Below are 15,985 nucleotides of genomic sequence, written 5' to 3'. Positions count from 1 at the left end.
ATGTTTCGTCGAGGTGAACCGGCGGCGCGGTAACCCATCGACCCCCACCACCGCTACGGCATCCGGCGCGACGGCGCGCGCCCGGCCTGGCAATCAATCGTCAGGAAGGGGCAGCACCCATGTCCATGAAGGACGCTCCACGACACCGGTCCCGACGATGGTTGTCGGCCGGATCGGCAGCGCTGCTGGTGGTCGCTGCCGGCACGGTCGCACTCGGCGCCGGCCCGACCCCCGCGCAGGCGCACACGATCGTCGCCACCGACTTCCAGCAGGTCGAACTCGCCCGTGGGGTGAGCGACATGGGCGAGCCGATGTCGCTGGCCGTGCTGCCGGACCGTTCCGTCCTGCACACCGCCCGCAACGGCACCCTGCGCCGCACCGACGCCAACGGCACCACCTCCGTGATCGGCACCCTGTCGGTCTACACGCACGACGAGGAGGGGTTGCAGGGCGTCGGCGTCGACCCGGGCTTCGCCAGCAACCGGCAGATCTACCTGTACTACGCCCCGCCGCTCTCCACCCCCAGCGGCGACGCTCCCGCCACCGGCACGGACTTCTCCGCCTGGAACGGGGTGAACCGCCTCTCCCGGTTCACCCTCAACTCCGACTTCACGCTCAACCAGGCCAGCAAGGTCGACGTGCTCGACGTCCCGGCCAGCCGAGGCATCTGTTGCCACGTCGGTGGGGACATCGACTTCGACGCGGCCGGCAACCTCTACCTGTCGACCGGTGACGACACCAACCCGTTCGAGTCGGCCGGCTACTCGCCGCTGGACGAGCGGACCAACCGCAACCCGGCGTACGACGCGCAGCGCAGCGCCGGCAACACCAACGACCTGCGGGGCAAGATCCTGCGGATCAAGGTGAACGCGAACGGCACGTACTCCATCCCGTCGGGCAACCTGTTCGCGCCGGGCACGGCCCAGACCCGCCCGGAGATCTACGCGATGGGGTTCCGCAACCCGTTCCGGATCAGCGTGGACAAGGCCACCGGTGTCGTCTACGTCGGTGACTACGGGCCGGACGCCGGCTCCACCAGCTCCACCCGTGGGCCGTCCGGGCAGGTGGAGTTCAACCGGGTCGCCGCGCCGGGCAACTACGGCTGGCCGTACTGCACCGGCACCAACACCACCACCGAGACGTACAACGAGTGGGACTTCGCCAGCAACAGCACCGGGCCGAAGTACAACTGCGCCGGCGGGCCGACCAACAACTCGTTCCGCAACACCGGCCGGACCACCCTGCCGCCCGCCCAGCCGGCCTGGATCCGGTACGCCGGCGACGCCGGCACCCCGACCGAGTTCGGCGGTGGCTCCGAGTCGCCGATGGGCGGCCCGGTCTACCGGTACAACGCCTCGTCGACCTCCACCACGAAGTTCCCGCAGTCCTTCGACGGGCAGTTCTTCGCCACCGAGTTCGGCCGGGGCTGGATCAAGCCGATCCACGTCAACGCCGACGGTTCCCGGGGCACCATCGACACCTTCCCCTGGGTCGGCAAGCAGGTGATGGACTCGGCGTTCGGCCCGGACGGCGCGTACTACGTGCTCGACTACGGCACCGGGTACTTCAACGGTGACGCCAACTCGGCGCTCTACCGCTTCGACTACGTCGGCGGCGGCAACCGGGCACCGACCGCCGTGGCCAGCGCCAACCGCACCTCCGGTGCGGCCCCGCTCGCGGTGACCTTCTCCTCGGCCGGCTCGTCCGACCCCGAGGGTGGTGCGCTGACCTACTCGTGGGCCTTCGGTGACGGCACCACGTCGACCGCCGCCAACCCGTCGAAGACGTACACCACCAACGGCACGTACACCGCCACGCTGACCGTGCGCGACCCGCAGGGCGCCACCGGCAGCAGCAGCGTACGGATCAACGTCGGTAACACCGCGCCGACGGTGACCATCAACAACCCGGGCAACGGCCAGCTGTTCAGCTTCGGTGACACGGTGCCGTTCAGCATCACGGTCACCGACCCGGAGGACGGCACGATCGACTGCACGAAGGTCAAGATGACCTACGTGCTCGGCCACGACCAGCACGGGCACCAGATCACCTCGCAGAACGGCTGCTCGGGCACGATCACCATCCCGGTCGACGGTGAGCACGACGACGCGGCGAACATCTTCGCGATCTTCGACGCCGAATACACCGACGCCGGTGGGCTCACCACACACACCCAGCACACGCTGCCGCCGCGGCACCGGCAGGCCGAGTTCTACGCCACGTCCTCCGGGATCAACGTGTTCAGCAAGACCCCGGCCGAGGGCGGCAAGACCGTCGGCGACATCAACAACGGTGACTGGATCGCGTTCCAGCCGTACCGACTGGGCAACGTGACCTCGTTCAACGCCCGGGTCTCGTCGGCGGGGGCCGGCGGCACCCTCCAGGTCCGGGCCGGTTCGGCCACCGGCACGGTGCTCGGCTCGGCCACCGTCCCGGTGACCGGCGGCTGGGACACCTTCACCACGGTGGCCGGGACGATCACCAACCCGCCGACCGGCACGACCACGCTGTACCTGACCTTCGCCGGTTCGGGCACCGGGGCGCTCTTCGACCTCGACGCCTTCACCTTCGTCACCGGCACGCCGCCGGCCGGCGGGGCCGGGGCGATCAAGGGTCTGGGCGGCAAGTGTCTGGACGTGCGCAGCGGCGCCACCGCCGACGGCACGCAGATCCAGATCTACACCTGCAACGCCAGCGCGGCGCAGACCTGGGCGGTCACCCCGAACTCGACGATCAAGTCGTTGGGTAAGTGCCTGGACGTCTCGGCTGCCGGCACCGCGGACGGCACCAAGATCCAGCTCTGGACCTGCAACGGGACCGCCGCGCAGAACTGGTCCGCCCAGGCCGACGGCACGCTGCGAAACCCGGCGTCGGGCAAGTGCCTCGACGTCTCCGGCAACAACTCCGCCGACAGCACGGTGGTCCACCTGTGGACCTGCGTCAGCGGTGCCGCCAACCAAAAGTGGACCCTGCCCTGAGCTGAAGGAAGGGCCCCTTGCTAACGCCTAGTGTTGTACAAGGGGCCCTTCCTAACCGCGATTAGGAGAGCGATATGCGCAGACGCCTGCGACCCGTCCTCGGTGCGGCAATGGCCGCACTCGCCGTCATCGCCTGTACCACCCCGGCCACCCCGGCCAGCGCCGCCGACGCCCCCTACGACGTCCTGGTGTTCTCCAAGACCGCCGGTTTCCGGCACGACGCGATCCCGGTCGGCATCCAGACCATCCGCGACCTGGGCGCGGCGAACAACTTCACCGTCACCGCCACCGAGGACGCCAACGCGTTCACCACCAGCAACCTCTCCCAGTACGAGGCCGTCGTCTTCCTCAACACCACCGGTGACGTGCTCAACGCCAGCCAGCAGACCGCCTTCGAGTCGTACATCGGCTCCGGTCGGGGGTACGTGGGTGTGCACGCCGCGGCCGACACCGAGTACGACTGGCCGTTCTACGGCAACCTGGTGGGCGCGTGGTTCGCCTCGCACCCGGCAATCCAGCAGGCCAACATCAAGGTGGAGGACCGGGGCCACGCGGCGACCGCGCACCTGCCGCAGACCTGGACGCGCACCGACGAGTGGTACAACTACCGCACCAACCCCCGGTCGACCGCGCACGTGCTCGCCTCGCTCGACGAGTCGTCGTACTCCGGCGGCGGGATGGGCGCCGACCACCCGCTGAGCTGGTGCAAGAGCTACAACGGTGGCCGGTCCTTCTACACCGGCGCCGGGCACACCCAGGCGTCGTACGCGGAGCCGGCGTTCCGGAACCACCTGCTCGGCGGCATCCGCTACGCCTCCGGCCGGAGCAAGGCCGACTGCCGGCCCGAGACCGGCTACACCCCGATCTTCAACGGCTCGACGACCGGCTGGTCGCAGGCCGGTCCGGGCAGCTTCACCAACTCCGACGCCACCCTGACCTCGGTCGGCGGCATGGGGTTGTTCTGGTACAACGCCAAGCAGTTCACCGACTACTCGCTGAAGCTGGACTGGAAGTTGGCCGGGGACGACAACTCCGGCATCTTCATCGGGTTCCCGCCGTCGAGTGATCCGTGGTCGGCGGTGGACAACGGCTACGAGATCCAGATCGACGCGACCGACGCGACCGACCGCACCACCGGAGCGGTCTACACGTTCAAGTCGGCCGACATCGCCGCCCGCGACGCGGCGCTGAACGCGCCGGGGGAGTGGAACACCTACGAGCTGTTGGTCGAGGGTGAGCGGCTACAGATCTTCCTCAACGGGGTGAAGATCAACGACTTCACCAACACCAACCCGGTCCGCTCGCTGGCCGGCCACATCGGCATCCAGAACCACGGCACCGGTGACGACGCCTCGTTCCGCAACATCCGGATCAAGGAGTTGGGCACCACCCCGCCGCCGACCGGCAACACCACCGTCCAGGCCGAGGCGTTCAGCTCGGCCAACGGGGTCTCCGCGTTCACCAAGGCGGGCGCCAACGGTGGGCAGACCGTCGGTTACATCGACCCGGGCGACTGGGCGGCGTACAACGGTGTCAACCTGACCGGGGTCACCTCGTTCACGTCCCGGGTCGTCTCCGGTGGCGCGGGCGGCACCATCCAGGTGCGCACCGGCTCGGCCACCGGCCCGGTGCTCGGCACTGTCGCGGTGCCGAACACCGGCAGCTGGACGACCTTCGCCAACGTCACCACGGCCCTGTCCAACGTCCCGTCCGGCACCCAGAACCTCTACCTCACCTTCACCGGTAGCGGCACGGGCCTCTTCGACGTGGACGACTTCACCCTGGTCAAGGGCAGCGGGGGCGGCACCGGGGTCGGCCCGATCAAGGGCCTGGCCGGCAAGTGCCTGGACGTGCGCAGCGGCGGCACCGCCGACGGCACCCAGATCCAGATCTACACGTGCAACAGCAGCGCGGCGCAGACCTGGACCGTGACGCCGAACTCGACGATCAAGGCGCTCGGCAAGTGCCTCGACGTCAACGGCAGCGGCACCGCCAACGGCACCAAGATCCAGCTCTGGACCTGCAACGGCAGCGGGGCGCAGAACTGGGCGGCGGCGTCCGACGGCACCCTGCGTAACCCGTCGTCCGGCAAGTGCCTGGACGTCTCCGGTAACAACTCGGCGGACAGCACCGTCGTACACCTCTGGACCTGCCTGAATGCGGCCAACCAGAAGTGGACCCTGCCCTGACCGGCTGAGCCGGGAGGAGCCGCCGTCACGACCCGACCTGGCGGCGGCTCCTCCCGAGGCAGTGCCCCGGTGAGCGTCATACCTGCGCGTCGTGCACAGGTATGACGCTCACGCCGCGGTTACGGCCCCCGCGCCGGACACCGCCCGGGGCCCGGCTCACAGGCCACTGCCGTACCTTGACCAGCATGGGGCGTATGGCGCAGTGGCGCCGGATGGTGCAGGCGCACGGGCACCGGCTGCTGCACGGGGCCGAGGAGTCCGACGCGTCGACCGGTCCCGCACCCAGCCTGAATCGTCTCGACGCGCTGGTGGAGGGCTTCGCCGCAGGCCAGCCGGTGCGCTGGAGTCTGACCGGGTACCCTCGGCCGCTGCCCGGGCCGGTCGACGTCGTGGCGTACCGGATCATCGAGGAGGCCCTCACCAACGCGTGCCGGCACGCCCCGGGCGCGCCGGTCGCGGTCCGCCTGCGCTACGACACCACGGGCATCACCATCGAGGTACGCGACGAGGGCGCCGCTCCAGCGCCGTCGGGCGGGCGCGCCCACCACACCGGGCAGGGTCTGCTCGGGGTACGCAGACGCGCCGAGCGGCTCGGCGGCACGTTCTCCGCCGGCCCACGTGCCGGTGGCGGCTTCACCGTACGGGTCGCGCTGCCCGCGCCCGAGGAGGTGGCCGAGTGATGATCGGGCTGCGGGGCTTTCGCGATGGGGTGCCACGGAAATAAGGTGGGGTCGGCGACCGTGCTGGTGGCCGGTGACCCGGCGGGAGGCGCAACCCGCGGGCCCAGGTGTGTTCCGCACCCACCGGTGACCGCTCGGCGTCGCGTACGTCCGGTCACCCTCGCCCCGGTCCGCACCTGGAATCCCCCATGACAACAGGGGAGAAGAACAATGGCGCGACCCATCACGCTCTTCACCGGCCAGTGGGCCGACCTTCCGTTCGAGGAGGTTTGCCGGCTCGCCTCCGAGTGGGGCTACGACGGTCTGGAGATCGCCTGCTGGGGCGACCACTTCGAGGTCGACAAGGCACTCGCCGACGACTCCTACGTCGAGCGCAAGCGGGAGACCCTGGCGAAGCACAACCTCCAGGTCTTCACGATCTCCAACCACCTGGTCGGTCAGGCGGTCTGTGACCACCCGATCGACGAGCGGCACCAGGACATCCTGCCCGCCCGGATCTGGGGCGACGGGGAGCCCGAAGGGGTCCGTCAGCGGGCCGCGGAGGAGATCAAGGACACCGCGCGGGCGGCCGCGAAGCTCGGGGTGAAGACGGTCGTCGGCTTCACCGGCTCGTCGATCTGGCACACGCTGGCGATGTTCCCGCCGGTGCCGCCGTCGATGATCGAGCGCGGCTACCAGGACTTCGCCGACCGGTGGAACCCGATCCTCGACGTGTTCGACGAGGTCGGGGTGCGGTTCGCGCACGAGGTGCACCCCAGCGAGATCGCGTACGACTACTGGACGACCAAGCGGACGCTCGAGGCGATCGGCAACCGGCCCGCGTTCGGGCTGAACTGGGACCCGTCGCACTTCGTGTGGCAGGAGCTGGACCCGGTGAACTTCATCTTCGACTTCGCCGACCGGATCTACCACGTGGACTGCAAGGACGCCAAGGTGCGCACCGGGGACGGCCGGCGTGGCCGGCTCGCCTCGCACCTGCCCTGGGCCGACCTGCGCCGCGGGTGGGACTTCGTCTCCACCGGGCACGGCGACGTGCCCTGGGAGGACTGCTTCCGCGCGTTGAACGCGATCGGTTACGACGGCCCGATCTCGGTCGAGTGGGAGGACGCCGGGATGGACCGGCTCGTCGGTGCCCCGGAGGCGTTGCAGTTCGTCCGCCGGCTCGCCTTCGACGCTCCGAGTGCCGCCTTCGACGCGGCGTTCAGCAGCAAGGACTGACCGCACCTCGGACAGACCACGGGCCGGTCGCCCTGCGGCGACCGGCCCGTCGTGGTGCGGTGGGTCAGAGCGTGCTGGCGTTCGTGCCCGAGCCGGACGGCTTGGTGCGGGGGTTCGTGGACGACGGCGACCCGGAGGTCGTGCCGACCGTGCTGGTGCCCGCCTTGGCGCCCACCGTGGCGGGCGTGCCGGCGAACGCGTCGTCGGCGGCGGTCAGCTCCTGCTTGCCGGTGCTGCCGTTGCCGTTGCCCAGCTTCTCGCCCAGCTTGGTCTGGCCGAGCTTGTCCTTGCCCTCGCTGTAGAGCTTGTTCGCCTGGGCCTGCGCGACTCCGGCCGCCTCCTGGACGGTCGGGTGGTCGAGCACCTTACGGCCCCGGACCACCAGCTCTTCGTACTTCTCCCGGCCGGCACGGGCGCCCAGGACGAATCCCGCAGCCAGCCCGCCAAGAAACATGATCTTTCCGCGCATGGCGGCTCCTTCCGTACCTGACGCGCCGTCGCCCCCGTTGAGTTGCCCCGTCGGAAGGCGACCTGTTCGCGCCTGCGTCCTCTGTCCGCAGCTAACTACCCATCCTGCTCCCCGCTCAAGCATGTCTGGGCCGGGATGACGATTTACCCCGTTTGTCGATGCGTCCTCGACCCTGACCTGCTCGTCTTGATCAACGAGCGGTGGGGTGGAACCCGCTGGACCGCCACCGGGGAAAGTCCTGTACTCTTGTCCCGTCGCACGGCGTCGGCGAGATCCGATTCCGGGCGGTGCACGATCCCCTGTAGCTCAATTGGCAGAGCAGCCGGCTGTTAACCGGCAGGTTATTGGTTCGAGTCCAATCGGGGGAGCTTCTCCGCTCAACGCCCGTCGGCCCGGTGCCGGCGGGCGTCTTCGTGTGCCCACGTTCCGCAGCACCCGGCCGGCAAGATCGTGCTCGTTCCTTGTTGTAGTGGTGTCGGTGTGTTGGTGAGGCCACTACTTCCTGGTTTGTGCATGATCTTGGCGCGGGGCGCGGGGCGCGGGGCGCGGGGCGCGGGGCGCGGGGCGCGGGGCGCGGGGCGCGGGGCGCGGGGCGCGGGGCGCGGGGCGCGGGGCGCGGGGCGCGGGGCGCGGGGCGCGGGGCGCGGGGCGCGGGGCGCGGGGCGCGGGGCGCGGGGCGCGGGGCGCGGGCAGAATGAGAGGTTTGGGCCGCTTGGTGCTCCGGTGCCCGGCAGGATGGTCGATGTCGACCCAGGCTTCCGCTGCGTCGATCGACGTGCCGATCCGTGGGGTGAGTACGCATGTCCGGACGAGGTGGCAGGGCCACACTGGTCGCGGTGGTGGTCGTGCTGGCCTGGCTGGTGATCGGCGGTGTCGCCGGCCCGTTCGCCGGACGCCTCAGTGAGGTCGCCACCAACGACAACGCCGCCTTCCTGCCCACCGACGCCGAGGCGACCCGGGCCCAGGACCTCGCCGGTCAGTTTGTCGACCGGCAGACCATCCCGGCTCTGGTCGTCTACGAGCGACCCTCCGGGATCACCGACGCGGACCGGCAGCGGGTCAGCGCGGACGCCGCCCGGTTCGCCCAGGTGCCCGGCGTGGTCACGCCGCTGCCACCGCCCATTCCCAGTGAGGACGGCCAGGCCCTCCAGGTCGTCGTACCGGTGGACGACGCCGAGGGTGAGGAGATCGGCACGGTGGTCGAGCAGCTCCGCGACATCACCGGCAGCGACCGGGACGGCCTCGCCGTGGACGTCTCCGGCCCGGCCGGTCTGCTCGCCGACCTGATCGAGGTGTTCTCCGCCATCGACGGGCCACTGCTGCTGGTCACCCTGGTCGTAGTGCTGATCATCCTGTTGGTCGTCTACCGCAGCCCGGTGCTCTGGATCTTTCCGCTGCTGGCCGCCGGGATGTCGTACGCCCTCGCCTCGGTCTTCGTCTACCTGCTCGCCGACGCCGACGTGGTCAAGCTCAACGGGCAGGCCCAGGGCATCCTCACCGTGCTGGTCTTCGGCGCCGGCACCGACTACGCGTTGCTGCTGATCGCCCGTTACCGCGAGGAGCTGCACCGCCACGCCCGACCCTGGGCCGCCATGCGTGCCGCCTGGAAGGGAGCCGCGCCGGCCATCATCGCCTCCGGCGGCACGGTCATCGTCAGCCTGCTCTGCCTGCTGCTGTCCAGCCTCAACTCCAACCGGGCGCTCGGCCCGGTCGCCGCCATCGGCATCGCCGCCACCCTGCTGGTGATGCTCACGTTCCTGCCCGCGCTGCTGGTCCTCGGCGGTCGTTGGGCGTTCTGGCCCCGACGGCCCCGCGAGGACCAGGCCGACCCGCGCATGGAGCACGGCATCTGGAGTCGCATCGCCGGCTTCGTGGCCCGGCACGCCCGACCGGTCTGGCTGAGCACCGCCGTCGTGCTGGCAGTCCTCACGCTCGGGCTCACCCAGCTCGGCGCGACCACGCTCGGCCAGTCCGACCTGTTCACCCAACGCGTCGACTCGGTCGACGGCCAGGAGGTGATCTCCCGGCACTACCCGGCCGGGACGGGCAGCCCGGCCACCATCTTCACCACCGAACAGGCCGCCCGGCAGGTCGCCCAGGTGGCACAGGGCGTACGCGGTGTCGCCGACGTCCGGCCCCTGCCCGCCGGCCCGCAGACCGGCCCACCGAACCCGAACGCCCCGCCGAAGGTCGTCGACGGGCGGGTGCAACTGGAGGCCACCCTCAGCGACCCACCCGACAGCGACGGCGCGGAGCGGACAATCCGTGAGCTGCGCGTCGCCGTACACCAGGTGCCCGGCGCGGACGCCGTGGTCGGTGGCTTCACCGCCATCAACGTGGACACCTCGGACGCCGCGAAGCGCGACCAGAACGTCATCATCCCGGTGGTGCTGGTGGTCATCGCGGTGATCCTGGCCCTGCTGCTGCGGGCGCTGCTCGCCCCGGTGCTGCTGATCGCCACCGTCCTGCTCAGCTTCGCGGCGACCCTCGGCCTCTGTGCGCTGCTGTTCCGCCACGTCTTCGACTTCCCCGGCGTGGACTCGTCGTTCCCGCTGTTCGCGTTCGTGTTCCTGGTCGCCCTCGGCATCGACTACAACATCTTCCTGATGAGCCGGGTCCGCGAGGAGTCGGTCCGGCGGGGCACCCGCGCCGGCGTGCTCGCCGGCCTCGCCGTCACCGGCGGGGTGATCACCTCTGCCGGCATCGTGCTCGCCGCGACGTTCTCCGCCCTCGCCGTCCTGCCGCTGGTGGTGTTGGTCGAGTTGGGTACGGCCGTCGCGATCGGGGTACTGATCGACACCATCATCGTCCGGTCGCTGCTGGTGCCCGCACTGGCGTACGACATCGGGCCGAAGATCTGGTGGCCGGGCCGGTTGTCCCGGGCGAACGGTGAGCGGGAGGCGCGTGATGCTGGCTGAGACCGACGTGGTCGTCGTCGGCGGCGGCCTGGCCGGGCTCGCTGCCGCCCGCCGGCTGCACCGTGCCGGGGTGCCCTGGCGGCTGCTGGAGGCCGGCGGTCGACTCGGCGGCCGGGTCGCCACCGACGTCGTCGACGGCTACCTCATCGACCGTGGGTTCCAAGTGCTCAACACCGCCTACCCACGCCTCGGCACGCTGCTCGACACCGACCGCCTCGACCTCGGGTACTTCACCTCCGGGGTGCTGGTGCGAAAGGGCGACGACCTGTTGCGGCTGGTCAACCCGCTGCGCGAACCGACCGGAGGCCCGGGCACCGCGCTCGCCGGCGTCGGCTCGCTGCGCGACCGGCTGCGCTTCGCCGCGCTCGCCGCCGGTTGCGCCACCCTGCCGGCGGCCCGGCTGCTCGCCGCCCCGGAAACCAGTGCCGAGACGGCGCTCCGCCGGGCGGGCCTCTCCGACGCGATCATCGAGGAACTGCTACGACCCTTCCTGTCCGGCGTGTTCATCGATCGAGAACTGGCCACCTCCAGCCACGTACTCGCGATGGTGTTGCGCTCCTTCGCCCGGGGCCGCATCGGGCTGCCCGCCGAGGGGATGGCCGCGCTGCCCCGGGCCATCGCCGACCCGCTCCCCGCCGACCTGCTCGACCTGGACACCCCGGTCGCGGAGGTCGCCCCCGGCCGGGTCCGCACCCAGGCCGGCGACATCCGCTGCCGAGCCGTCGTGGTCGCCGTCGACCCGCCCGCCGCGCCCGCGCTGCTTCCGGCCCTGACGACGGTACGCATGCACAGCTACACCACCTACTACCACAGCGCGCCCGAGCCGCCGCTCACCGAACCGATCCTGCTCGTCGACGGCGACCGGCGCGAGATCGTGGCGAACACTGTGGTGCTCAGCAATGCCGCACCGACCTACGCCCCCGCCGGACGGCACCTGATCGCCACCTCCGTGGTCGGCCCGGCCGCCCCACCCGAGCCGACCATCCGGACCGAGTTGACCCGGCTGTACGGTCAGTCCACCGCCGACTGGACCCACCTCACCACAGTGGCCGTCCCGCAGGCGCTACCCGCCGCGCCGCCACCGCAGGGACGGCTGCGCAAACCCGTGTCGCTGGGGGAGGGGCTGTTCGTGGCCGGTGACCACCGGGACAGCCCGTCCATCCAGGGCGCCCTCGCCAGCGGCTGGCGTGCCGCCGGAGCGGTGCTGGAAGAGCTGCGCGCCCGCTGAGCCCGGCCCGAAACGGGGGCCACGAAGCCCTTGTTGATCACCTATGATCCCGCCATGCCCGCCCCCCTGCCAGCCCCCACCTTCGATGCTGGTGCCGCGTACCCGGAGGTCAACGACCTGCGGAAGGCGCTCGACGCCGCCGACTGGCCCGCCGTCCGCGCGCTGTTCGCCGACCGCGACCCCGCCACCCGGACACTGCTGGTCGACGCCGCCGGTGACCAGGAAGGGACCGAACCGTTCCTACGGCGGGCGTACGACGAGGACCCCACCGACGCCCTCGCCGGGACGCTGCTCGGCAACTGCCTCATCCGCACCGGCTGGCGGATCCGCAGCGCCGCCCGGGCCGAGCACGTCAGCCGCAGCCAGTTCGAGCAGTTCCACGAGCACCTGCGGCGTGCCGAGCAGGTGCTCATCGACGTCACCGCCCGGCACGAGGACGACGCGGCGGCCTGGACCCAACGGATCACCCTCGCCCGGGGCCTGCAACTCGGCCAGAACGAGGCACGTCGCCGCTACGACCGGCTCGCCCGACACCATCCCCACCACCTGCCCGCGCAGGCCAGCCTGCTCCAGCAACTCTGCCCGAAGTGGAGCGGCGACTGGGACCGGACCTTCGGTTTCGCCCGCGAGTGCGCCGAGTCCGCGCCCGACGGGGCACCCAACGCCGCGCTCGTCGCCGAGGCGCACCTGGAACGCTGGCTGGACTTCGACACCGAACGGGAGCGCACGGAGTACCTGCGCAGCACGCCCGTGGTGGACGAGATCATGCAGGCCGGACAGCGCTCGGTGCTGCACCCCGACTATGTCGACCGAGCGGACTGGGTGTGGGTCCGGTCGACGTTCGCACTGATGTTCAGTCTGACCGGGCAGTGGTCCGCCGCGGCGAGCCAGTTCACCGTCCTGGGCAACCTGGGCACGGAATACCCCTGGACCTATGTGGACGGGGCCGAGGGCTTCACCAGGTACCGCGCCGAGGCGTACGCGAAGGGTGGTCGGTCGTGATCCAGCACCTGGACGTGGACGGGGTGCCCACGCTGCTCGCCCCCACCGGCGGGCCGATGCACGCCGGGCTGACCTTCCGGGTCGGCACCGCCGACGAGACGCTCGCCCGCTCCGGCGTCACCCACCTCATCGAACACCTCGCGCTCGCCCGACTCGGGCTGGCCGACTACCACGTGAACGGCGCGACCGCCCCCGCGTTCACCACGTTCCACACCCAGGGCTCCGAGTCGGACATCGCGGCGTTCCTCACCGCCGTCTGCGGGCACCTGTCCGACCTGCCGGTCGCGCGGCTCGACGTCGAGAAGGAGATCCTGCGTACCGAATGGAGCAGCCGAGGCTCCGCCGCCGTCGACGACATCCCGCTGTGGCGCTACGGCGCCCGCGACTTCGGCCTGAGCAGCTACCCGGAATGGGGCCTGGGCGCGCTCACCGCCGACGACCTGCGGCAGTGGACGGCCCGCTGGTTCACCCGGGAGAACGCCGTGCTCTGGATCGCCGGTGACCGGGTGCCCGCCGGACTACGGCTCACCCTGCCCGGCGGCGTCCGGCAACCGGTTCCGGTGGCGTCGTCGGCGCTGCCGACCACCCCCGCGTACTTCGTCAGCGGCACCCGCGCCGTGGTGCTCGACTCGGTGGTACGCCGCAGCACCGCCGCCAGCACCTTCGCCGGGGTGCTGGAACGCGAGCTGTACCGGTCGCTGCGCCAGGACGCCGGCCTGTCCTACACCACCACCACCGGGTACGAGCCGCGCGGCGACGGGTACGCCACCCTGCGGGCCCTCGCCGACGCGCTGGCGGAGAAGCAGGACGCCGTGCTCGGCGGCTTCATCGACGTACTCGCGAAGATGCGGGTCGGCCGGATCGAACAGGCGGACCTCGACGCCACCATCGCCAAGCGGGAAGACCTGCTCGCCACCACCGAGGTGGACGCCGCGCGGCTACCCGGGTACGCCCTCAACCTCCTGACCGGGCAGCCGAACCTCACAGTCGACGAGTACCGCGCCGAGCTGAAGGCCGTCAGCATCACCGACCTGCACGACGTGGTCGGCGAGGTGATGACCTCGGCGCTGCTGATGGTGCCCGGTGGCCACACCGCCGACTGGGCAGGCTTCACCGCCGCGCCCACCCACTCCGCCGACACCGTCGACGGCCCCACGTACCGCGCCCGGGAGGGCGCCGGCGGAGTCCGCCTCGGCGTCGACGGTGTCACCTACCTGCGGACGGACGGGCACCTGACCGTCCGCTACGCCGACTGCGCCGCCATGCTCGCGTGGCCCGACGGCGCACGGCAACTCATCGGTACGGACGCCATCGTGCTGCACATCGAGCCGACCATGCTCGGCCTGCCCCCGGGGACGATCCAGGCCATCGACGCCGGGGTGCCAGCCGACCGGCACGTCACCATGCCGGCCCGCAGCGCGGACCAGATCCCGCAGCCCAGGCCCATCGAGCGCCAGCCCGAACCCGCCAAGCGTTCCTGGTGGGAGGTGCCGGTGATGGTGCTCAGCGGGCTCGGCACCCTGCTCATGGGCGGCTTCTGCCTGCTGCTCACCATCGGCATGTTCGTCGCCGAGGAAAGTTCGGAGGACGACGCGTGGTTCTGGGGCGTCATCGCGGTCGGCTGGATGCTCACTGTTATCCTCGCGTTGCCCATCGTGCTGCTGAAGCGACGACGGCGGTGATGAGGCGGGGCCGGATCGCTGCTGGCCCGTGATCCACCGGGCGGGATAAGATCCGGCGCGGTGTGAGGGGCGGTAGCTCAGCCGGTTAGAGCAGGGGACTCATAATCCCTCGGTCGCGGGTTCGAGTCCCGCCCGCCCCACTTCAAACGGACACTCGAATGGAGAGGCGCAGGTCGCAGAATCGCAGGTCGGCGGTGAAAGCGGCTGCTGCGGACGGTGCAGCTCGCCGAGGTGTGATTCGAGCAGGCGACCCGGGCAAGAACTCAGCCGGGCCGGATCAGCAGTAGCACCACGGTGGCCAGGTAGATGATGGGGATGGCGACCCCCTCGAAGCCGATTCCCCGGCGTTCCCGGATGATCAGCCCAGCTGCCAGCGTGGCGGTCATCAGAGTGGTCATTCCGGTGAACAGCAGGCCCGACAGGTTCGCTTCGGAGTAGATCGATCCGGACCGGTAGGTGGCGTCGGCCAGGAAGATCATCAGGGCGTCGAAGGCGTTGCCACCGAGGATGTTGCCGATGCCGAGTGTCAGCGCCCCGATGCGGATCGCCGCGATGAGGGTGATCAGCTCCGGTAGCGAGGTGATCGCCGTGGTGAGTGTGAAGCCCACGAATCCGCTGGGCAGGCCCGAAGCGGCCACCACACCGAGTCCGCCCTGCCCGATCAGGTAGCCGGTGGCGGCCACCACGGCGGCCAGCGCGGCCAGCCTGAACCACAACCGGCGGAGGCTTACACCCGACGGTGTCGCGGCGGGCACGTCCTGGCGGGTGTCGGCGGTGCGGCGGGCGAACCACATCGGTTCCCGGCGCAGCCGGCGCAGCAGCACCAGACCGTACAGATAGATCACGGGGATCAACAGGCTCGCCGGGTGCACCCAGAAGACGGTGAGCTCAGGCGTCGCATATGCCACCACGGGCAGGCAGAGCAACGCCACCAGGACCAGCGACTGCAGGACGTTCTCCAGCGACGCCGCCGCGTGCTCGATGTTGGACCGGCGGTAGAGCAGATCGGCGATGGCCAGCCACACCGTCTGCACCGCGATGCCACCGATCGGGTTGGCGAGGGCGAACTCGGCGTCCTGCCGAACCGAACCGATGATGGTGGTGGCGATGCCGGGCAGCGAGGTCACCGCGCCGAGCAACAGGGCACCGGCCACCGCCTCGCCCATCCCGGTCCGGTCCGCCAACTCGTCCGCCGTCCGGGCCAGCGCCCCGCCGGCGAACAGGATCGCCACCAGTGCGGTGAGCAACGCGATCACGCTCGGCACGAGGGGCCAGGTGCCGGCGGCGGTCACCAGGTGCCGCCGGCAGTCAGCCCGTTTGCAGAAACCATGGCTCTACCGGTACCCGACGGACGGCATTTTGGCACGGCGACCCGGTCACGGGCACGGTCCGAAATCCTGGCGGTCCCGATCACTCCCGTGGCCTTCATCGGTCTCCCGAGGTCCGTCGGTGAGGCGCGTTCAGCGGTAGCGGGTCAGCCATGCTGCCGACGAGCGGGACGGACCGCGTCGAGGTCCGGACCGACACCCTCAGTCCGCACTGAGTCCGCAGCGGCACGGCCCGCCACCCGGTCGAGACGGTCGGCCACCTGGTCCAGGTCGTCCTCGAAGAGGTCCGCGTA

10 protein-coding genes and 2 tRNA genes are annotated in these 15,985 nt (G+C 70.7%); 10 read left to right on the top strand and 2 right to left on the bottom strand.

Translation table 11 applies throughout. From position 1 onward, the window contains the following. Positions 1–119: 119 nt before the first annotated feature. From O7614_RS25990 to O7614_RS25975, 4 genes are all read left to right on the top strand, one after another. Positions 120–2,978, top strand: a complete 2,859-nt coding sequence (locus tag O7614_RS25990; RefSeq protein ID WP_278141051.1) for a PQQ-dependent sugar dehydrogenase — start codon at positions 120–122, stop codon at positions 2,976–2,978. Between the two features lie 74 nt (positions 2,979–3,052). Then, on the top strand, positions 3,053–5,167 hold the full coding sequence (locus O7614_RS25985) for a ThuA domain-containing protein (RefSeq protein WP_278141050.1): 2,115 nt from the start codon (positions 3,053–3,055) through the stop codon (positions 5,165–5,167). Between the two features lie 194 nt (positions 5,168–5,361). Then, on the top strand, positions 5,362–5,847 hold the full coding sequence (locus O7614_RS25980; protein WP_278141049.1) for an ATP-binding protein: 486 nt from the start codon (positions 5,362–5,364) through the stop codon (positions 5,845–5,847). Between the two features lie 210 nt (positions 5,848–6,057). Then, a complete protein-coding gene (locus tag O7614_RS25975) occupies positions 6,058–7,065 on the top strand; it encodes a sugar phosphate isomerase/epimerase family protein (RefSeq protein WP_278141048.1) in 1,008 nt (335 codons plus the stop codon). Between the two features lie 64 nt (positions 7,066–7,129). On the opposite strand, the gene O7614_RS25970 is transcribed toward O7614_RS25975, so the two are convergent. Next, on the bottom strand, positions 7,130–7,534 hold the full coding sequence (locus O7614_RS25970; protein ID WP_269682837.1) for a hypothetical protein: 405 nt from the start codon (positions 7,532–7,534) through the stop codon (positions 7,130–7,132). A gap of 295 nt (positions 7,535–7,829) precedes the next feature. On the opposite strand from O7614_RS25970, the gene O7614_RS25965 reads away from it, so the two are divergent. The 6 genes from O7614_RS25965 to O7614_RS25940 all read left to right on the top strand — a co-directional run bounded on the left by O7614_RS25965 (position 7,830) and on the right by O7614_RS25940 (position 14,504). After that, a tRNA-Asn gene (locus tag O7614_RS25965) sits at positions 7,830–7,902 on the top strand. Positions 7,903–8,334: 432 nt separating this feature from the next. Next, on the top strand, positions 8,335–10,452 hold the full coding sequence (locus O7614_RS25960; protein ID WP_278141047.1) for an MMPL family transporter: 2,118 nt from the start codon (positions 8,335–8,337) through the stop codon (positions 10,450–10,452). Next, on the top strand, positions 10,442–11,680 hold the full coding sequence (locus O7614_RS25955) for an NAD(P)/FAD-dependent oxidoreductase (protein WP_278141046.1): 1,239 nt from the start codon (positions 10,442–10,444) through the stop codon (positions 11,678–11,680). The genes O7614_RS25960 and O7614_RS25955 overlap by 11 nt, the downstream gene beginning before the upstream one ends. Before the next feature lie 54 nt (positions 11,681–11,734). Next, complete coding sequence (locus tag O7614_RS25950) at positions 11,735–12,682, top strand: hypothetical protein (RefSeq protein ID WP_278141045.1); 948 nt, start codon at positions 11,735–11,737, stop codon at positions 12,680–12,682. Beyond that, positions 12,679–14,364 carry an insulinase family protein gene (locus O7614_RS25945; protein WP_278141044.1) on the top strand — a complete coding sequence of 562 codons (1,686 nt, stop codon included), beginning with the start codon at positions 12,679–12,681 and terminating at the stop codon, positions 14,362–14,364. Before O7614_RS25950 ends, O7614_RS25945 begins: the two co-directional genes overlap by 4 nt. A gap of 66 nt (positions 14,365–14,430) precedes the next feature. Beyond that, positions 14,431–14,504, top strand: a tRNA-Ile gene (locus tag O7614_RS25940). Positions 14,505–14,627: 123 nt separating this feature from the next. On the opposite strand, the gene O7614_RS25935 is transcribed toward O7614_RS25940, so the two are convergent. Continuing rightward, positions 14,628–15,629, bottom strand: a complete 1,002-nt coding sequence (locus O7614_RS25935) for a sodium:calcium symporter (RefSeq protein WP_278141043.1) — start codon at positions 15,627–15,629, stop codon at positions 14,628–14,630. Positions 15,630–15,985: the final 356 nt, after the last annotated feature.

It is taken from the genome of Micromonospora sp. WMMD961 (assembly GCF_029626145.1).
Classification (GTDB): domain Bacteria; phylum Actinomycetota; class Actinomycetes; order Mycobacteriales; family Micromonosporaceae; genus Micromonospora.
The sequence above is the reverse complement of the archived record's forward strand: the minus strand, read 5'-3'. Positions and strand labels throughout refer to the sequence as shown.

Coding starts and splice junctions, on each gene's coding strand:
- O7614_RS25990 (WP_278141051.1), top strand. CDS start 120: ATGTCCATGAAGGACGCTCCACGACACCGGTCCCGACGATGGTTGTCG.
- O7614_RS25975 (WP_278141048.1), top strand. CDS start 6,058: ATGGCGCGACCCATCACGCTCTTCACCGGCCAGTGGGCCGACCTTCCG.
- O7614_RS25955 (WP_278141046.1), top strand. CDS start 10,442: ATGCTGGCTGAGACCGACGTGGTCGTCGTCGGCGGCGGCCTGGCCGGG.
- O7614_RS25950 (WP_278141045.1), top strand. CDS start 11,735: ATGCCCGCCCCCCTGCCAGCCCCCACCTTCGATGCTGGTGCCGCGTAC.
- O7614_RS25960 (WP_278141047.1), top strand. CDS start 8,335: ATGTCCGGACGAGGTGGCAGGGCCACACTGGTCGCGGTGGTGGTCGTG.
- O7614_RS25970 (WP_269682837.1), bottom strand. CDS start 7,534: ATGCGCGGAAAGATCATGTTTCTTGGCGGGCTGGCTGCGGGATTCGTC.
- O7614_RS25985 (WP_278141050.1), top strand. CDS start 3,053: ATGCGCAGACGCCTGCGACCCGTCCTCGGTGCGGCAATGGCCGCACTC.
- O7614_RS25980 (WP_278141049.1), top strand. CDS start 5,362: ATGGCGCAGTGGCGCCGGATGGTGCAGGCGCACGGGCACCGGCTGCTG.